Origin of the sequence: Cystobacter fuscus, from assembly GCF_044360685.1 — a bacterium.
GTDB lineage: Bacteria > Myxococcota > Myxococcia > Myxococcales > Myxococcaceae > Cystobacter > Cystobacter fuscus_C.
Genome location: NZ_CP043491.1, coordinates 518,852 through 536,473, shown reverse-complemented (window position 1 = coordinate 536,473; position 17,622 = coordinate 518,852). Strand labels below are relative to the sequence as shown.

Sequence of the window (17,622 nt, the reverse complement as noted above, 5' to 3'; positions counted from 1 at the left end):
GAGACACCGTGATGGGTAGGGCGCGTGGGAGCCGTCCAAGGCCGCGAAATGACAGCGGTTGGGGAGGGAACCGGGCGGGTTGTGGGCAGGGCCCGGCGGCTGCTATCTGGGCGCCTCGGTTCCCGGTCCGCTCCGGAACGGGCCCTGCAACCGCGCGCCCCACCATGACCTTCTCTTCCAGATTCAACCCGGTGGCGGTGGTGCTCGCCCTCGCGCTCGGTGGCATGACGCAGGCGGCGCCACGCCGGGCGGTGCTCGCCAGCGGCGATTGCAAGGACGCCACGCTCAGCAGCCAGACCAAGGCCCTCCACGACACCCTGTCGGCCCGCGCGGGCGAGAGCGTGCTGACGCCCACGGACTTCGCCGAGCGCCTGTTCCCCCCACCCTCCGGAAGCCTCGAGGACATCCAGCGTCAGTTCGAGGCCGCCCGGGGCCAGTTCTACGAGGCGCGCTACACCCGGGCTGCGCAGGGCCTGGGCGAGGTGCTCGAGCAGGTGGTCCGGCTGCCGGTGGGGGAGACGCGCTGGAAGCTGTTCGTCGACACCTGGTTGTTGCAGGGCATGACGCTGCGCGCGCTCGGCCGGGTGAAGGAGAGCGACGACGCCTTCCTCAACGTGCTGCGCCTGGACGCGCAGTACCAGCTCGATCCCGACTACTACACGCCCTCCACCCGGCAGGCCTTCGACAAGTTGCGCCGCGAACTCGCCCGGGCGCGCAAGGTGCGGCTCTCGGTGAAGTCCACCGTGCAGTCCTCCGAGGTGTTCCTCGATGGCCGGAGCGTGGGGCAGACGCCGCTGGCGCTGGAAGTGCCGCCCGGCACCTATGCGCTCACGCTCAAGAAGGGCGACGCCGTGAGCTTCCCGCGTCAGTTCTCCGTCCAGGGAGAGGAGACGCCGGTGCACGTGGATCTCGCCTACGAGGGCGCCGTGTCGGCCACGCCCTTTCCCTGCCTGGCCACCCCCGAGGAGGGTGGCGAGCAGGGCCTGTCGTACGCGGTGCGGCTGGGCGGAACGCTGGGCGTGGAGGAAGTCATCGTGGTGCGCCTGGAGGGGGCGAGCAACGGGCCCAAGTGGCTCGCCGCCACCGTGCTCAACGTGGAAGGCGGGCAGAAGCTGCGCGAGGGGGGATTCAAGACACGTGGGCTCGATGCCCCGGCCGAGTCGCTCTCCGCGCTGGTGGACTTCATCACCACCGGCAAGAGGCAGCCCAACGTCGTGGTCGCCCAGCCCGATCTCCAGCCGCCCTGGGAGGCTCCGCTCATCCCCACCGTGAGTGCCACGGGACCCGAGCGCTCCGGCCCGAGTGCCACGCGCGTGGCGTCGTACGTGACGCTGGGTGTGGGCGTGGCGGCCCTGGCGGCGGCGGGCGGGGTGCGCCTGTCCGCGGAGCAGGAGTGGGCGGAGCTGCAACGCGGCGGCCATCTCAACGAGAACAACCGGATCGAGGAAGACGACGTCACGGGCCGGCGGCTCGTGGGCCAGCTCTCGCGCAAGGGCCAGGTGCTGACGGGGCTGCTCATCGGCTCGGGGGCGGCGCTCGCCACGGGCGCGGTGCTCTTCCTCGTATCGCCGTCCTCCCGCGCGCCTCCCGCGGTGTCGGTGGACGTCACGGCGGGCCCGGACGGAGCGGGCGCCTCGCTGTCGGGGACGTTCTGACGGCGGGCTTCGGGTACGGTGCCGGGCCATGAACCTCCTGCTGGCCCTGCTCCTGGCCGCGAGCCCCGCCGCCGCGCCAAGCCCTCGTACCTTCCGCGTCGACTACTTCCATACCGGCAACGCCACCGAGGAGCGCTTCAGCCTCGACCGGCTCGTGGTGGAGCCCCTGCCCTGGCCCGGCAACCCCTCGCGCGCCATCGACGAGAGCAACCTCGGCAAGTACCTCTTCGAGGTGCGGGACCGGGACACCAACCGCCTGCTCTACTCGCGCGGCTTCTCCTCCATCTACGGCGAGTGGGAGACGATGCCCGAGGCGCGCGAGGAGAACCGCACCTTCCACGAGTCACTGCGCTTCGCCGCGCCGGACAAGCCCGTGCAGGTGCTGCTCAAGAAGCGCGCGAAGGACAACTCCTTCCGCGAGGTGTGGAGCCTGACGGTGGACCCGGCGGCTCCCTTCGTCGACCCCTCCACGCCCGCCCCGCCCGGCGCGCTGCTCAAGCTCATGGAGGGGGGCGCGCCCGCGGACAAGGTGGACGTGCTCATCCTGGGGGATGGCTACACGGAGAAGGAGCGCCCCAAGTTCGAGAAGGACGCGCGGCGGCTCGTGGACATCCTCTTCACGTACTCACCCTTCAAGGAGCGCAAGCGGGACTTCAACGTCTGGGGGCTGATGCCGGCCGCGCGGCAGTCCGGCATCTCCCGGCCCTCCACGGGCATCCATCGGGACTCGCCCGTGGGCTCCACCTATGATGCCTTTGGCACCGAGCGCTACGTGCTCACCTTCGAGAACCGGCGCTTCCGGGACATCGCCGCGTTCGCCCCCTACGAGTTCGTGGAGATCCTCGTCAACGGCAACACCTACGGCGGAGGAGGCATCTTCGGCCTCTACAGCACCGTGGCCGCCGACAGCCTCTGGTCCCCCTACGTCTTCGTGCACGAGTTCGGCCACCACTTCGCGGGACTCGCGGACGAGTACTACACCTCCGAAATCGCCTACGCGCCGAGCGAGGACCGCGTGGAGCCGTGGGAGAAGAACGTCACGGCGTTGAAGGATCCCGCGCGCCTCAAGTGGAAGGCCTGGGTGACGCCCGGCACGCCGCTGCCCACGCCCTGGGCCAAGGACGAGTACGAGGCGCACGCGCGCGAGGTGCAGGAGCAGCGCCGCCGCATCCGCGTCGAGCGCCGTCCCGAGTCGGACATGGACGCGCTCTTCACCCGCCAGCGCGATTGGGAGGAGGCCTTCTTCCGCGCCCAGCCCGCCGCGAAGCAGACGGGCGCCTTCGAGGGGGCCCTGTACGAGGCCCGGGGCTATTACCGGCCCCAGCTGGATTGCTTGATGTTCACCCGAGACCGGGTGCCCTTCTGCTCCGTGTGCCAGCACGCCCTGTCCGAGGTCATCGACCTGTACGCCGGCCCCAGCGGCAAGGCCCCCACGGCACCGAAGTAGCCTGGCCGCCTGGCCCTGGGGCGGGGAGCCGGGCCAGGGCCGCGACTCCCCGCCGCCCCGATGCCATTCCGGCCCGACGTCTCCAAGCTGACACGAAAGGAGGCGGACACACCCATGATGCATAACCAGCAGACGACGTCCTGGTCTGGTGATGGTGTTGGAACGAGCGCGGAGTCCTTCCTCGCGCGAATCAACCGCGAGGTCCCCGAGTACCCTCCGACCGATGCGGCCGAGGCCGTCATCTGCGCGCTGTGCGAGCGGCTCCCTGGCGGGTTGGTGCAGGAGATGAAGGAGCAGTTCCCCGAGAGCCTGCGCGAACTCTTCCAGCATTGTTGGAAGGAGCGGAGCGCGAACGCACGCAAGTTCGACAAGGATGATTTCTATCTGGATGTCGCCGAGCACCTGCAGGTCGACGCCGAGCAGGTGCGGCTCGTGCTGCACGTCGTCTTCGCTTCCATCCACTCGCAAATCACCGAGCGGCTGGCGGAGAGGATTGCCCGCGAGATGCCGCCCAACGTGGCGGGGACGTGGGACGCGGCGCGCCGTGCCGCCGATCTGCCCCGCTGAGGCACTGGGGTGACAGCGGGCCCCGGGGACGCGTGTCTCCGGGGCCTCTTCGCGTTCTCGAGGGAGCGTGGACTACTTCGACTCGATGGCGTAGATGAGCGTCACCGTCGCCTGCACCGTCTGCTCCTGCGGCTGGATGGGCGTCGCCACGTCCGCGCTCTCGGCGGTGGCCATCGCGAAGCGCGCCAGGGGCATGGGGCGGATGGGCTCGGTGATGGTGCTCGCGTCCAGCACGGGCCCGAGCTTCACGCCCAGCGCCGTCGCCAGCACCTGCGCCGACTGCCGCGCCCGCTCCACCGCGTCACGCAGCGCGCCGTCCCGGCCCGTCTCCGGCTTGCTCAGACCGAAGCGCACCGAGTCCACCCGGTTGGCGCCCGCCTTGAGCGCCGTGTCCAGCAGCGCCCCCACCTTCGTCAGGTCGCGCACGTGCACCTGCACGGTGTTGTTCACCTGGTAGCCGCGCGGCTTGGGCGTCTCCGCCCCGTGCACCGGGGGCTCGAACTCCATGGCCACCGAGTAGTTGCGCGTCTCCAGGTCCTTGCGCACCACGCCCGCCTGCACGAGCGCGGCGATCACCTTGTCCATCTTCTTCGCGTTCGCATCGGCCGCCGCCTGGGCCGAGGGGGCCCGGGTCTCCACCGCCAGGTCGATGAAGGCCTCGTCCGGGGACACCTTCACCTCGCCCTGGCCCTCCACGCGGATGGTGCGCTCCTGCGTCGCCGTCACTGGCACCACGGCGGGCGGCCGGGGTTGGGCCAGGGCGCCTTGCAGCGGAAAACCCAGCAGCAGGGCGGACAACAACACGGCACGGGGCGACGGCATGGCGGAAACTCCTCGTTCAACGGGGTGGGTGCATCACTTCGAGGGCCAACCTACCCTCGAATGAAGGTGGGCCTCGAAGAGAAGACGCAGCACCCCGGTCCGTCATTCATCGCGACCCGCACACGAGCGGGCGCCGGGCACGCCTCACGCCGCCTGGCCAGGCTCCATCGTGCGCGCCTTGACCACCCACTCGCGCACCTGCTCGCGCAGCTGCTGCGAGTCGAAGGGCTTGTCCACCCGCGCGTTCTTCACCTGATCCATGAAGGCGCGCGCCGCGGGAGTGAAGGCCCCACCGGTGACGAACACCATCCGGCGCGCCACGCCTGGCGCCTTCACGGACAGCTCCGCGTGCAGCTCCATGCCCGTCAGGTCCGGCATCATCAGGTCGCACAGCACGACGTCCACCTCGGCGCCCTTGGGACCCGACAGCAACTCCAGGGCCTGACGTGAGCTCGTCACCACCTCCACGTCATGCTCGCGTGCCAGCGTCCGGCGCAGCGCCGAACTCACCATCACATCGTCATCCACGATCATTACCCGGCCACGCACGCGTGCACCCTCCTGCTCTCGTTGCATCGGACGCACTCCCAACTGGATTCGGGCGCCGCCACGCTTCGCAGTCTCACACGAAACCCATCCGCCGTGCCCAGACCGTGCCCTCGGCCTGCTTGCCTACCCTCCAGGCAAGTCATGTACCAGTCGACATCTTCATGCGCCTCTACCAGCCTATACCCACCACACCCCGCCAACGAAAAGGCCCTGAGTGAAGAGCCTTTCTCATTACATCCGCGTACCTCGCGAGAAGATGCGGCGCAACAGGGCCTCGCCCTCGGAACGAGGGGGCGCCGAGGAGACGAACGACGGCAGCGCCCAAGGGGTGGAAAGGCCCGGAGGCGGCCCACCCCGAGAGGAGAGGACGGGGAGCGTCGGGCCGAACAAGGGAGAAGAACAGGATCCGGTCAGTTCGAGCATGAAGTCCTCCAGCAAGGCGCCACCCAGACGCAGTATTGCCCGCCCGTCTGACACTCAGGGGAAGCGCGCCACGAAGGCCCCCAGCTTCGCCCCCGCCTCCCGCGTCGAGGGATCCAACCCCTTGGGTCCCGAGGCGGGCAGTTGCAGCGCCAGCTCCACCAACGCGGGCCGCATCTCCTCCCAGGCGGCGGCCGCCTCCGCCTCGCTCGAGAAGTAGCGGCGGTGCACCAGCCAGCCCGTCACCCCACACGTCAGCGCGTGGAACGAGCGCGACACATCCTCCTCCAGGGTGAGCCGCAACCCCGCGGGGTGCTCCTCGTCACGGACGATGGTTCCCCCCTCGCCCCCCGTCAGCCCCAACGTGCGGCCCCCCTCGGTGGGCCTCCAACCCGGCTCCTCGCTCATCGCCTCGTGCACCTCCCGCTCGGGGTGCACCCTCCCCCACCCGGGCCCCTCACGGCAACCGTCCCCGGTCCTCGCCCAGGTGGCATTTCTTGTACTTCACCCCGCTGCCACACCAGCAGGGCTCGTTGCGCCCGGGCCGTGGCTCCCGCCGCTCGGGCCTGCTCCCGCGCCAGCGATCGATCATCTCGTTCCACTCCTCGCCCAGGCGCCGCGCGGCCTCGAGCTTCAGCTGCTGCGACGGCGTCAGCGTGCCCCCCAGCTCCTGGATGGCGAATCCCAGCTCGAGCACCGTCTGCTGGGCGAACACATCCGCCACGTCGTCCTCCAGCGCGTACGCGTCCAGCGCCCGGCTCAGCAACTCGAGCGCCCGCGCATCGCCATAGGCCGACAGGTTGACCGCCCCCAGGAAGGGCTCCTCCTCGAGCAGCGCCAGCAGCGCCGTGTAGATGCGCTCGTCCCGCGCGCCGCAATGCGACAGCACATGGAACAGCTCGAAACGGGACTCCCCCTCTTCAGTGGCCTCCAGTACCTCCAGCGTGGCGGGCACCACCTCGGGCCCCCAGTCCTTCAGTCCCGCGAGGAGCAGCTCGTACAGCTCCGTCCCGGGCTCGGTGCGCGTGAGCCACCGCACCAGGGGAACCAGGGCCTCGGGGGCCCGGAGCCGCAAGAGCCGCCGCGCCGCGGAGACGAGCGCCTCGTAGCCGACATCGTCCTGATCGGACCCCTGCTCCAGGACACGCACCAGCGACTCCACACTCTCGCCGGACTGCTCCCGCTCACCGCTGTCCATGAGGCCACCCTCCGCGAAACACCCGGTGCACCTCGTCCACGAGCGCGCCATCCCCCGACACCTCGAATTGCTCGCCCAGCCCCCCGAGCAACTCCCACGCCCCCTCCCACCACCCGGCCAGCTCCCCGGCCTCCACCAGACCGAGCCCATGAAGGAACTCGCCCCACGGACGCAGCGCGAGCGCCGTGGCGGCATGCACATGCGGATGCAGCGCACGCGCCTCGGCCTGGCCTCGCACCCACTGCTCCACATCCCCCAGCAGCGGCAGGAGCACGTGCGGCGCGCCCGAGCCCGAGTCGCCCTGTCCGAACGGGCCGGGCAGCAGGTGGAAGAGCTCCGGGAAGACGAGCTGCGTGCGGCCCCAGGGCCAGCCCTGGCGCAACCGCAGCTCCGGCTCGAAGGCCATCAGCAGCGCCCGCTGCGCGTCGAAGAACCGCTCCGGCGGCAGCGCGAGCACCTCCCGCCCCGAGCGCCTCCGCCACGCCGCCCGGCCCGTGCGCAACGCCAACGCCTCCGAGGCCCAGTGCGGCACCGCCCGGTCGAACGGCGACAACACCCCCGCCATCCGCTCCCAGGACGCATCCGGCGCCCGCAACAACTCCGCGTCCATGCACGTGAGCACCGCGCGCACCACGTAGTCCACCCGGGTCCATTCCGCGAGCGACTCGTCCTCGCGCACCCGGGGCCAGGCCTCCAGCAGGCCCGCGCGCGCCTCCTCCACCCGGCCCCGGTAGAGACACCACTCGGCCAGCCGCGTCACCAGCGCGCAGTCCCCCGTGCGCCGCGCCAGCGACACGAGCGCGCCCTTCACGTCCCGGCCCGGCAGCCGCAACGCCAGCTCCACCCTCCAGGTAGCCACCGCGGGCTCCGCCTCGTGCACCCGCGCGGCCCGCTCCTTCCACGCGTCCAGCACCGACTCGAACTCCGCGTACCGGCCCGCCTCCTCCAGCGCCTGCTCCAACCGGCTGCCCACCTCGAAGGCATCCTCCTCGTCGAAGCCAGGACAGCTCGCCGCCTCCCGCGCCAGCCGCAGCTTCTCGTCCACGGTGGCCTCTTCCCACCGCGCGTAGAAGCTCAGCGGCAATCCCGCCGCCTCCCCCTCCTCGGGCCGCGCCCGCCACGCGCGCTCCTGCCGCTCATCGTTCGCCATGCCGACGGCACTCTAGACATGACTGGAGAAGTCAGCACGAAAAGATGACTTGAAATGTCATCCCCCGGGCAGGCGGGCGCGCGGAAGCCTCACCAGGTCCAGCGCAGCGCCCGGGCCGTGGCGGGCCCCACCGCCACCTCCGCCAGGGACTCCGGCAGCCGCCCCCGCGCCTCGCCGAGCGGCACCTCGCCCACCATCACCTCGGCCGCCGGCTGGGGATAGAGCGGCTCGCGCCCGGGCTCCACCAGCCCCTCGGGCACGCGCGCGTGGCCCTCGGCGTCGTAGGCATCCGCCGCGCCCAGGCAGTGGAAGAACTCGTGCGCCACCGCCGTCAGCTCCAGGGTGAGCCCGGTGTCGCCGCGCACGCCCCGCACCAGCCCCATCGTCCCTCCCGCCTCGGCCATGCCCTCCACCAGCCGGGGCCCGCCCTCCTCCGCGTCCTCCAACACCACGTAGATGCGCGCGTCCCACGGGCGAGACGACACCCCGGCCGCCTCGTCCACCGCCGCCAGCGCCGTCGACCAGCGGTGCGCCTGGCGCAGCCGCGCCCACCAACCCGTGTCCTCGGGGGGCTCGAAGCGGAAGTCCCCCGCGCTCACCGGACCCGCCAGGACGAAGCGCACCGGCCGCCCGAGTTCCACACGGTAGCGGCCCGCCTCGCGCGCGGCCCAGTCCCCGAGCCGCTCCACGCCCTTCTCCCAGGCCCCGCGCACCCCGGGCGTCACCTCGCCCCGGGACAGCAGCACCACGGCCACATCCAGCGGACGCTCCCAGGTGAGGCGCCTGTCCCTCGAGCGCTGACGTGAAACACCCCAGAACACCAGCGCCACCAGCACCCCGAGCAGCGCGCTCACGCGCAGCCACTTCGCCCGGCTGCGCCGCACCCGCCGCGCCGAGCACCCCGCGCACAGCGCCCGTCCGTCCGCCCCCCGGCACAGCACGCACACCAGGGCACGGCACTCCTCGCACGGCAGCTCCGCGGACAGCACGGGGTGGCGCCCACACACCGCGCTCGCCCGCCCCACCACCGGCACCGGCGCGCACGTCACCCCCTGCCGCCGCAGCACCTCCACCAGCCGCCCCGCCTCGGCCTCGTCCAAGTCCCTCGGCAACACCCGCGGCTCGGCCAGCAGCCGGCGCGCCTCTTCCAGGGGAAGCTGGAACGCGCGCGCCACCCCCATCGCCGCGCCTCGCGATTCGGACGACTCCACCTGGACACGGAAGGCGCGCACCAGGGCCTCAGCTCCTCGGGGACATGCGCGCGAGCGCGACCACCAGGGCGCACATGGCCGAGGGCGTGAGCGTCTGGACCGCCGCCCCGAGCGCCCTCGCCGCGCCGGGCATGCCGTCCACCACACAGCTCGCCCCGTCCTGCGCCACCGTCAGCGCCCCCGCCTGCCGCATCGCCAGCAGGCCCTCGGCGCCGTCCACCCCCATGCCCGTGAGCAGCAACCCCACCGCCCGGTCTCCATAGAAGCTCGCCACGCTCTCCAGGAGCACGTTCACCGAGGGGATCGCCACCCCCCGTGCCGGCTGGGTCCGCAGCTTCCCCGCCCGCACCACCATGTCCCGGTCCGCCGGCGACACGTACACCGCGCCCGGCTCCAGCCACTCGCCGCCCCGCGCCACCACCGCGCGGTGCCCCGTGCCCGACAGCCACTGGGCGAAGCCCGGCTCGAAGCCCTGGACGATGTGCTGGGAAATCAGCACCGGGAAGGGCGCCGGGGCTGGCAACATGCGCAACAACTCGTACACGAGCGGCGGCGCGCCCGTGGAGCCCCCAATCGCCAGCAGCGAGCAGGGCCGGGGCGCCACCACCGGCGTGGCCACCGACGGCGTGCGCACCACCGGCAGGCGCCGCGACAGCCTCCCCCGTCCCACCACCCGCGCGTGCGCCATCGTGCGCACCGTGCGCAACAGCCGCTCGCGAAAGGCCTGCACCTCGTCCGGCCCGCTCAGCATCGGCTTGGCCAGCACGTCCACCGCCCCCGCGCTCAGCGACTCGAAGGTCCGATCCCTTCCGCGCGTGTCCAACTGCCCGCTGAGCACCACGATGGGACAGGGCGCCGTGGCCATGATGGCGGCGATGGCCTCCTCGCCGCCCATGCCTCCGGGCAGCACCAGGTCCATCAACACCAGCTGCGGCTTCCAGCGCTGCACCGCCGCCACCGCGTCGTGACCATTGTCCACGGGCGGCAACAGCTCGATGTCCGGCTCCCGGCGAAGGAGCTGCTCGAGGAAGGCGATGACGGAGCGCGAATCCTCAACCAACAGCAGCTTCAACGCGGTGCTCTCCCGTGTTCGTCAGCTTCCGCACGAGCCCCAGGAACGAGGCCTGCTCGAATTCACCTTTTACCACGTATGCGTCCACACCCACGTCCCGCGCCCGACGCCGTTCCTCGGGGCCGCCCTGGGAGGTTATCAGGAGCACGGGCGTCCGGGGCCGTTCCGAGCGCCGCACGAAGCGGCACAGCTCCACCCCATCCAAGCGCGGCATCTCCAGGTCCGTCACCACCAGGCCGAACTCCTGGCGCCGCCACGCCTCGATGGCCGCCAGGCCGTCGTGCGCCACCACCACGGGGAAGCCGGCGGCTCTTAACACGTTGCGCAACAACGTCCGCAGGGTGGGGGAGTCATCCACCACCAGCACCGCGCACGGCTCGGGCACCGCGCGGGGCACCAGGCAAGCCGAGACGCTCCCCTCGCCCGCTCCCTGGGCCGCGCGCGCGAACAGGGCCGGCAGCTGGAGCACCGGCAGCACCGAGCCGTCCGGCCGCGGCGCCCCCCCGAGCACCAGCGGGGCCCCGGCGAACGCGGGACCGAGCGGCTTGATGAACAAGCGCTCCTCCCCTGGCACGTCGTCCACCAGCAGCACCAGCCGCTGCCTTCCCTGGCGCACCACCACGCCCGTGCGCCGGAGCGAGCCCTCGTCGCCCCCCAGGCCCAATAGCGCGGACAGGGCCACCAGCGACACCGGCTCGCCCCCCACCCGCACCGTGGCATGGCCCTCCAGGCTCCCCACGTCGCTGGCGCCCACCCGCAGCACGCGCTCCACGTGCTGCAGCAACACGCCGAAGCAGTCCTCCCCCACGCGTACCACCAGCCCCCGGTGCGTGGAGGTGGACACCGGCACCTCCAGCAGGAAGGCCGTGCCCTGGCCCGGCGTGTGATCCAGGCGCAGCGAGCCCTCCAGCTCGCGCAGCGTGCTCATCACCACGTCCAGCCCCACGCCCCGTCCGGACAGCGCGTCCACCTCGTCACGCGTGGAGAAGCCCGGCAGGCTCAAGAGCGCGAGCAGCCCCTCGGCGTCGAGCGCCCCCGCCTCCCCGCTCCACCCCGCCTCGCGCGCGCGCCGCACCACGCGCTCCACGTCCACCCCCGCCCCATCGTCCGCCACGCGCACGAAGGCCCGCGCCCCCTCGCAGTACGCCTCCAGCGTGAGCGTGCCCACCTCCGGCTTGCCCGCCGCGCGCCGCCGCTCGGGCGTCTCCACCCCGTGCACCACCGCGTTGCGCACCAGGTGCAGCAGCACCTCGCGCAGCCGCATCAACACCACCCGGTCCACCTCCGCCCCGCCCGCGCGCACCTCCAGCCGCACCTCCTTGCCACACGCGCGCGCCGCCTCGCGCGCCCCCCGCGCCGACTCCTCCAGGAAGGGCTGCAAGGGCATCAACCGCAGCTCGCGAATCCCCTCCTCCAGCGCCGCGTCCACCCCCGCCTCGTGCGCCAAGAGCGCTGGGGCCTCGCGCGCCACCGCCGAGAGCGCCTGCCACGCCCCCCTCATCGCCGGGGCGCACGCGTCCCGCGCCGCCTTCAGTCCCGCCCACTGCGCCCTCGGCAGCGTGCGCTTGCACGGCTCCAGCCGCGCCCCCAGCTCGCGCCACCGATCCATCGCCTCGCCCAGCTGGTCGCGCGCCTCCACGAGCCGCCGCGCCAGCGCCTCCTGCCGCAGCCGGCCGAGCACCAGCTCCCCCACCCGCGCGTGCAACGCGTCCACCCGCGCGGGAGGCACCCGCAGGAACTCCTCCGCCTCGCTCCCCGGTGCTCCCGCGGCGAAGGCCAGGCCCGGCGCCGGCGCCGCGGCGTCCGTCTCCGCCGGCTCCGGCTCCAACGCCTCGTAGACGCCCTCGAGGCCCGAGAAGAGCCCCTCCAGCCCCTGCCCCTCCAGCGCCACGCGGCCCGCCTGCACCCCGTGCACCAGGTCCTCCAGCGCATGGGTAGCGCGCGCCACCTCCTCATGCCGCGAGGCCGCCGCCGCCCCCTTGAGAGTGTGCAGTCCGCGCAGCATGTCCCGGCAACGTGACTCCCGCTCGGACGCGTCCCCTCCGGCGAGCCCATGCAGCGCCCGCTCCACCTGGCGCAACAAGTCCCTCGCCTCGGCGGCGAAGGCCATGCGGATGGCCTGATCCAACTCCTCGGTCGACCGGGGCATGGGCGGGGGATCTCACGCCATCCGGTACTCGGCGGACTTGGGCACCTTGGGCCGCGAGAACGAGTCCACGAGCTGGTTGACGCTCCGGGTCAAATCGTTGAGCTGGTTGGCCGACGTCTCCGTCTGACCGAGGCTCGTGAGGGTGCTGTTCATCGCGTCGCTGATGTCCCCCATCGCCTCGGACACCTGCTGCACGCCGGCGGTCTGCTGGCGCGCGGCGCTGGCGATGAGGCGCGCGGCCGCCGAGGACTCCTCGATGGTGCCCCCGAGTTGCTGGATGCTCTGGCCCGCGCGGTTGGCCAGTTCCACCCCGGCCTCCACCTTGCGCGTGCCCGCCTCGGAGGCCACCACCGCCGAGTTCGTCGCCGACTGGATGCTGCCGAGCAGCTTGCGCACCTGCCCCGTGGCCTGCTTGGACTGATCCGCCAGGCTGCGGATCTCCGTGGCCACCACCGCGAAGCCCCGGCCATGCTCGCCCGCGCGCGCCGCCTCGATGGCGGCGTTGAGCGCCAGGAGCTTGGACTGCTCGGCGATCTCATTCACCGAGGCGATGATCTCTCCAATCTGCTGCGTCTGCTCGCTCAAGGAGAGGATCTTGTCCGCGATGGCCTCCACCTGCTCGCGGATCTCCCGCATGCCCTGGATGCACGCCTCCACCGCCTGGCTGCCCAGGCGCGAGGACTCGATGGAGCGCTCGGACACGGTGATGACGGCCTCGGCCTTCTCCAGGGCCTGCATCGACGTGAGGCGCAGCTCGCTCAGGGTGCTCGTCACCTCGGCCACGGCGCTCGCCTGCTGCTGCGCGGCGCCGGTCTGCCGGGACGTGGCATCGAGGATCTCCCCAGAGGAGGACGACAGGCTCACCGACAGGCTCTCCAGCGCGCTCACGAAGCGGCCCACCTGGGTGGCCTCCCGGTCCGTCATCGCCTCGATATAGGTGTCGATGGCGAGCGACATGTCCAGGCAGATGATCTTCACCAGGGACTGGAGCTTCTCCGACAGCTCCTCGTTGCCCGGCTGGCCCTGCCCCAGCACGATGGGGATGAGCGCGCAGAGGTACTGGCTGTAGGAGCCCACGTACCACATGGGCCCCAGGCCGATGCGCTCGTGCGCCCTGCCCACGCGCAGCCGGTCCTCCACGTAGGCCGGGTCGTACCGGCCCTGGAACAGCTCCAGGAAGTACTGGGACTGGGCGCGCTTGAGGGCCGCGATGTGCGCCTCGCTCTGGAAGTGCGCGCGCATCTCGGTGTGCGACATGAGGTGCGCGTAGAAGCGCTCGATGATGGCGTCATTGCTCGACTCGGCCACGGGGCGCAGCTCCGCCAGGCGCCGGGCATCCTCGTCCGAGAAGCCCAGCACGCGCCGGCGCCGCTCGAGCTCCTCGGCGGCGGAGCCCAGACGGCCATCATGAGAAACGGGAAGGGGAGCCATGGGCGGGAGTCCTTTCGGGGTGAGCGCTAGAAGGCCCGGAAGAAGGCGGGAGTGGAGAAGAGCCGTTCGGGCTCGAGGAGCAGGCGCTCGGCGCCAATCACCCCACGAAAGCACACCCCGCGCTCCCCGAGCAGCACCGGCACGGCGCCCAGCTGGCCAGCCTCCCGCCGCTCGATGCCCTCCACGGTGTCGGCCACCAGCCCCAGACGAGCCCCCCGGTGCTCCACCACCACCAGCCACTCCGCACGCGGGCGTGCGCCTGGCCCCGGCTCCCGCCAGCCCGCCAGATCATGGGCGCTGAGCAGCTCGCCACGGAATTGGAAGACGCCCGCCACCACGGGCGAGGCCCCGGGCACGCGCGCGACGTGGCCCCGCGGCCGTACCTCGCGCAAGCACTCCAGGGGGAGCGCGTACTGGCCCACGCCGCGGCTGAAACACAGGTGCTCGGCCACCTCGAGCGCCTCGGGCGCGCCGCGCGCCGCGTACCGGGCGGCACGCCGGCGCAGGAGCGCCTCGTCCGGCTCACCCGCCATGCGCCACCACCTCGCCGGGCTCCAGCACGCAGAAGAGTTCCTCCCCCACCAGCGCCATCCGCCGCGTCCGGCCTCCGCCCACCGGGCGCGGCGTGAGCGCCTGCTCGGACAGGAACACCACCTCGTGGGCCTCGTCCACGATGAGCCCCACCCGCGCGCCCCCGGCCTCGCGCAGCACGAGGATGAGCCGCGAGGGCTCCAGGGGGGCCTCGGGCCCGTTGCCATCGAAGACGGGAATCAGCTCGCCGCGCAGGTTGAGCACGCCCCGGCACCCGCCCCACTGCCCCTCCACCTGGGCCAGGGCCATCATCGGGACCACCTCCTGCAGGTCTTCCACCCGGACGAGCCACCGCCGGCTCCCGGTGGAGACGCGCACGAGCGGTTGGTTCATCCCAACGCCCTGGCCGTGCGGCGCAGCGCGCTGTTGATGATGCAGCGCGCGGCGTCCGAGGAGGCGCCCTTGGGGATGATGCCCACCGCGCCCACCTGCTGCGCCGCGGCCTCCATCTCCTGCCACGGCAGGCCGGAGTGGATGATGAGGGACAGGCGCCGCTGCTGCACGCGGCGCATGAACGCCGCCCACTCCACCCCGGGCAGGCTCGGCATCCGCAGATCCAGGAGGATGAGATCCGGCCGCATGGTGCTCAGGTACCCCGGCAGCTCCGACACGGTGTCGACCGTCTCCACGACATGCCCGTCGTCCATGAGGAGCCGGGACATCGACAACGCGACCGTGGGGCTGTCATCAATGACGAGGATACGGGCCATGGCTTTCCCTGGAGCTGCTCAAGGGGGGGATTCCCTTCCAAAACCGGAAAGGAACTGAAGCTCCGAGAAAATTGATAACGCTCGGGACAATTGTCTGCTGCTCCCGTGCACCTACCTATCGTGCACTGAGCACTGGGGGTCAATCCCGGAGCGGGGCGTCGGAGGTCCGCGGTCGCGAAGTGTTGGCTTGGCGAAACTGCGCGAACTTGCTGAAGATGGGCGCCCCGAACAGGAGACCCGACGCGTGACCCTCCGATGGGTTGTCTCTCTCGCCACCCTGCTCCTCGCGGGCGTGGGCGAGGCCCAATCCCCCTCCACCCTGCCCTCCTTCGAGCTGCAGCGCCTGCACCTGGAGCCCTCCGGACTGGGCTCGCTCGCGGTGGGCACGGGCCGCACGCTGACGCCCGGCGTCGTGCGGGTGTCGCTCCAGGCCCACTACGAGCACCTGCCGCTGAACTTCCTGCGCACCTGGGACCCCGGCGTCAACGCGATCGGGCTGGTGGAGAACAAGTTCTCCGGGCACCTCACCGCGGCCGTGGGGGTGCTGCCCTGGCTGCAGCTCGGCGCGAACCTGACCTACATCGTCGGCCAGCGCGGGCAGCGCTTCATGGACCTGGCACCGCCCGAGGGAGGAGGACTCGACGAGCCCTGGCTCATGGTGCGCGCGGCGCTGTGGCGCATGAGCCAGGGGGCCCCGGTGAACGTGGCGGCGGAGCTCGCGTCCGCGCTGCCCGTGGGACGGGCGGAGCTGCTCGGCCGGGACCGCTACGCGCTGGCGCCCCGGCTCCAGGCCGGCTTCGTGGGCGAGGGCTTCCAGGTGGGCGGCGAGGTGGGCGCCCTGCTGCGCCCCCGGTATGACCTGTCTCCCCTCACCCACCGGGAGCACGACGTGATGGGCAACGAGCTGCGCCTGGGCGCCACCGTCACTTCGTTGGGACAGAACGACACCGCCACCCGCCCCGAGGTGAGCGTGCTCCTCAACGTGCCACTGCAGGGCGGGCGGCTGAGTGCCGAGGTGCTCATCGGCGTGCGCAAGCACCTGGGCAAGGGCGTGGCGCTCTACTTCCTGGGCGGCCCCGGACTGGGCAGCGCCATCGACATGCCCACCCTGCGGCTGCTGGCGGGCGCCGCCTTCGCCACGGGCGAGGCCGACTGACGGCCCCACCCGGCGGCCCGGCGCTTCAGTGAACGGGAGAAGGAGCCCCCGCGTCGTGCGCCGGAGGAGGGGGCGCCGCCTCGGGGAGCGGGAGCGCGGGAGGCTCGGCGTTCTTGGAGAACGGCGGCAGGTGCGGCGCGTACGCGCCGGTGATGAGCCGCACGTCGCGTCCCCGGGTGAGGAAGGTGAAGGCCCAGTTGAGCATCACCGCCAGGCGGTTGCGGAAGCCCACGAGGTAGGCGATGTGGATGCCGGCCCACATCAGCCACGCCAGCGGGCCGCTCATCTTCAGCTTGTTGAAGACGAGGCCCACGGCGTAGCCCCGGCCGATGACGGCGAAGCTGCCCTTGTCCACGTAGTGGAAGGGCTGCAGGGGCTTGCCGTCGAGGCGCAGGCGGATGTTCTTCGCCACGTGCCGGCCCATCTGCATGGCCGCCGGGGCGATGCCCGGCACGGGCTTGCCGTCCTGAACGACCGACGCCACGTCCCCCAGCACGAAGATGTCCTCGTGGCCGGGCACCGTGAGCGTGGCGTCCACCTTCACGCGGCCCGCCTTGTCGAGCGGCACGTCCAGCGAGCGCACGAGCTTGGAGGCCGCCACGCCCGCGCCCCAGAGCACCGTGCGCGCGGGGATGCGCTGCTCGCCCACGCTCACGCCCCGCTCGTCCACGCCCGTCACCATGGAGCCGGTGTGCACCTCCACGCCCAGCTTCTCCAGGTCCTTGCGCGCCGTGGCCGAGAGCTCCTCGGGGTACTGGGTGAGCACGCGCGGCAGACCCTCCAGCAGCAGCACGCGGGCCTTGGCGGTGTCGATGCGGCGGAAGTCCCGCGGCAGCGAGTGGCGCAGCATGTACGAGATGGCTCCCGCCAGCTCCACGCCCGTGGGGCCTCCGCCGATGATGACGAAGGTGAGCCACTCGGCCTGGCGCTCGGGATCCGTCTCGCGCTCGGCGGCCTCGAGCGACAAGAGGACGCGCTCGCGGATGGCCACCGCGTCGTTGAGCGTCTTGAGACCCGGGGCGACGTTGGCCCACTCGGGGTGGTTGAAGTACGAGTGCGTGGCGCCCGTGGCGAGTACCAGCGTGTCATAGGGCACCTCGCCGCCGTCGCACACGAGCACCTTGCGCGCCGCGTCCACCGAGCGCGCCTCGGCCAGCAGCACCTGGGTGTTGCGGCCGCGCAGGATGCTGCGAATGGGCGCGGAGATGTCCGCGGGGCTGAGCACGGCGGTCGCCACCTGGTAGAGCAGCGGCTGGAAGAGATGGTGGTTGTAGCGATCCACCACCGTCACCTTGACGGGCGCCTTCTGCAGCTTGCGCGCGGCCTGGAGTCCCCCGAAGCCCGCTCCGACGATGACGACGTGATGCTGATCCTTGTGGTCCATGCCCCCTAGAGTGGGGAGCATCGGCCAGATCGACCACCTGCCGCGCCGCGTCAGGTTTATTTCCGGATAATCGAGCGTCCGCCCGCCTCCCTGGCTGGAGGGTCCGGCCC

Annotated in this window: 17 protein-coding genes; 4 read left to right on the top strand and 13 right to left on the bottom strand. The window is 71.9% G+C overall.

Annotation, left to right across the window (positions count from 1 at the left end; all coding sequences use genetic code 11):
• The first annotated feature begins 164 nt into the window (after positions 1-164).
• The 3 genes from F0U63_RS02195 to F0U63_RS02185 all read left to right on the top strand — a co-directional run bounded on the left by F0U63_RS02195 (position 165) and on the right by F0U63_RS02185 (position 3,669).
• The gene (locus F0U63_RS02195; RefSeq protein ID WP_395843167.1) at positions 165-1,655 is read left to right on the top strand and encodes a PEGA domain-containing protein; all 1,491 of its coding nucleotides are present in this window, start codon (positions 165-167) and stop codon (positions 1,653-1,655) included.
• Positions 1,656-1,683: 28 nt separating this feature from the next.
• On the top strand, positions 1,684-3,102 hold the full coding sequence (locus F0U63_RS02190; RefSeq protein ID WP_395843165.1) for an IgA Peptidase M64: 1,419 nt from the start codon (positions 1,684-1,686) through the stop codon (positions 3,100-3,102).
• 114 nt (positions 3,103-3,216) lie between these two features.
• The gene (locus tag F0U63_RS02185) at positions 3,217-3,669 is read left to right on the top strand and encodes a DUF2267 domain-containing protein (protein WP_395843163.1); all 453 of its coding nucleotides are present in this window, start codon (positions 3,217-3,219) and stop codon (positions 3,667-3,669) included.
• A 72-nt stretch (positions 3,670-3,741) separates the two neighbouring features.
• On the opposite strand, the gene F0U63_RS02180 is transcribed toward F0U63_RS02185, so the two are convergent.
• The 12 genes from F0U63_RS02180 to F0U63_RS02125 all read right to left on the bottom strand — a co-directional run bounded on the left by F0U63_RS02180 (position 3,742) and on the right by F0U63_RS02125 (position 14,972).
• Positions 3,742-4,491, bottom strand: a complete 750-nt coding sequence (locus F0U63_RS02180; RefSeq protein WP_395843161.1) for an SIMPL domain-containing protein — start codon at positions 4,489-4,491, stop codon at positions 3,742-3,744.
• 144 nt (positions 4,492-4,635) lie between these two features.
• Entirely contained in the window at positions 4,636-5,040 is a 405-nt protein-coding gene (locus F0U63_RS02175) for a response regulator (protein ID WP_002629394.1), read from the bottom strand.
• 477 nt (positions 5,041-5,517) lie between these two features.
• Entirely contained in the window at positions 5,518-5,898 is a 381-nt protein-coding gene (locus tag F0U63_RS02170; RefSeq protein WP_395843159.1) for a hypothetical protein, read from the bottom strand.
• A 19-nt stretch (positions 5,899-5,917) separates the two neighbouring features.
• Positions 5,918-6,658 (bottom strand): YecA family protein, encoded by a 741-nt coding sequence (locus tag F0U63_RS02165; protein ID WP_395843157.1) that lies wholly within the window; start codon positions 6,656-6,658, stop codon positions 5,918-5,920.
• Positions 6,645-7,808: a hypothetical protein gene (locus tag F0U63_RS02160; protein WP_395843155.1), complete on the bottom strand. Its 1,164-nt coding sequence runs from the start codon at positions 7,806-7,808 to the stop codon at positions 6,645-6,647. The genes F0U63_RS02165 and F0U63_RS02160 overlap by 14 nt, the downstream gene beginning before the upstream one ends.
• Before the next feature lie 89 nt (positions 7,809-7,897).
• The gene (locus F0U63_RS02155; protein WP_395843153.1) at positions 7,898-9,040 is read right to left on the bottom strand and encodes a B-box zinc finger protein; all 1,143 of its coding nucleotides are present in this window, start codon (positions 9,038-9,040) and stop codon (positions 7,898-7,900) included.
• A gap of 7 nt (positions 9,041-9,047) precedes the next feature.
• The gene (locus F0U63_RS02150) at positions 9,048-10,091 is read right to left on the bottom strand and encodes a chemotaxis protein CheB (RefSeq protein WP_395843151.1); all 1,044 of its coding nucleotides are present in this window, start codon (positions 10,089-10,091) and stop codon (positions 9,048-9,050) included.
• Positions 10,072-12,240 carry a response regulator gene (locus F0U63_RS02145; RefSeq protein ID WP_395843149.1) on the bottom strand — a complete coding sequence of 723 codons (2,169 nt, stop codon included), beginning with the start codon at positions 12,238-12,240 and terminating at the stop codon, positions 10,072-10,074. The genes F0U63_RS02150 and F0U63_RS02145 overlap by 20 nt, the downstream gene beginning before the upstream one ends.
• A gap of 12 nt (positions 12,241-12,252) precedes the next feature.
• Positions 12,253-13,671 carry a protoglobin domain-containing protein gene (locus F0U63_RS02140; RefSeq protein ID WP_395843147.1) on the bottom strand — a complete coding sequence of 473 codons (1,419 nt, stop codon included), beginning with the start codon at positions 13,669-13,671 and terminating at the stop codon, positions 12,253-12,255.
• Positions 13,672-13,697: 26 nt separating this feature from the next.
• Positions 13,698-14,204, bottom strand: coding sequence for a chemotaxis protein CheW (locus F0U63_RS02135; protein ID WP_395843145.1), 507 nt, complete (start codon positions 14,202-14,204; stop codon positions 13,698-13,700).
• A complete protein-coding gene (locus F0U63_RS02130; protein WP_395843143.1) occupies positions 14,194-14,595 on the bottom strand; it encodes a chemotaxis protein CheW in 402 nt (133 codons plus the stop codon). Before F0U63_RS02130 ends, F0U63_RS02135 begins: the two co-directional genes overlap by 11 nt.
• Positions 14,592-14,972, bottom strand: a complete 381-nt coding sequence (locus F0U63_RS02125) for a response regulator (protein WP_395843141.1) — start codon at positions 14,970-14,972, stop codon at positions 14,592-14,594. Before F0U63_RS02125 ends, F0U63_RS02130 begins: the two co-directional genes overlap by 4 nt.
• A gap of 244 nt (positions 14,973-15,216) precedes the next feature.
• Between F0U63_RS02125 and F0U63_RS02120 the strand changes: the two genes are divergently transcribed.
• Entirely contained in the window at positions 15,217-16,128 is a 912-nt protein-coding gene (locus F0U63_RS02120; RefSeq protein WP_395843139.1) for a flagellar motor protein MotB, read from the top strand.
• A gap of 25 nt (positions 16,129-16,153) precedes the next feature.
• On the opposite strand, the gene F0U63_RS02115 is transcribed toward F0U63_RS02120, so the two are convergent.
• Positions 16,154-17,512 carry an NAD(P)/FAD-dependent oxidoreductase gene (locus tag F0U63_RS02115; RefSeq protein ID WP_395843137.1) on the bottom strand — a complete coding sequence of 453 codons (1,359 nt, stop codon included), beginning with the start codon at positions 17,510-17,512 and terminating at the stop codon, positions 16,154-16,156.
• Positions 17,513-17,622: the final 110 nt, after the last annotated feature.

Coding starts and splice junctions, on each gene's coding strand:
- F0U63_RS02130 (WP_395843143.1), bottom strand. CDS start 14,595: ATGAACCAACCGCTCGTGCGCGTCTCCACCGGGAGCCGGCGGTGGCTC.
- F0U63_RS02190 (WP_395843165.1), top strand. CDS start 1,684: ATGAACCTCCTGCTGGCCCTGCTCCTGGCCGCGAGCCCCGCCGCCGCG.
- F0U63_RS02145 (WP_395843149.1), bottom strand. CDS start 12,240: ATGCCCCGGTCGACCGAGGAGTTGGATCAGGCCATCCGCATGGCCTTC.
- F0U63_RS02125 (WP_395843141.1), bottom strand. CDS start 14,972: ATGGCCCGTATCCTCGTCATTGATGACAGCCCCACGGTCGCGTTGTCG.
- F0U63_RS02135 (WP_395843145.1), bottom strand. CDS start 14,204: ATGGCGGGTGAGCCGGACGAGGCGCTCCTGCGCCGGCGTGCCGCCCGG.
- F0U63_RS02115 (WP_395843137.1), bottom strand. CDS start 17,512: ATGGACCACAAGGATCAGCATCACGTCGTCATCGTCGGAGCGGGCTTC.
- F0U63_RS02185 (WP_395843163.1), top strand. CDS start 3,217: ATGATGCATAACCAGCAGACGACGTCCTGGTCTGGTGATGGTGTTGGA.
- F0U63_RS02160 (WP_395843155.1), bottom strand. CDS start 7,808: ATGGCGAACGATGAGCGGCAGGAGCGCGCGTGGCGGGCGCGGCCCGAG.
- F0U63_RS02140 (WP_395843147.1), bottom strand. CDS start 13,671: ATGGCTCCCCTTCCCGTTTCTCATGATGGCCGTCTGGGCTCCGCCGCC.
- F0U63_RS02195 (WP_395843167.1), top strand. CDS start 165: ATGACCTTCTCTTCCAGATTCAACCCGGTGGCGGTGGTGCTCGCCCTC.
- F0U63_RS02165 (WP_395843157.1), bottom strand. CDS start 6,658: ATGGACAGCGGTGAGCGGGAGCAGTCCGGCGAGAGTGTGGAGTCGCTG.
- F0U63_RS02180 (WP_395843161.1), bottom strand. CDS start 4,491: ATGCCGTCGCCCCGTGCCGTGTTGTTGTCCGCCCTGCTGCTGGGTTTT.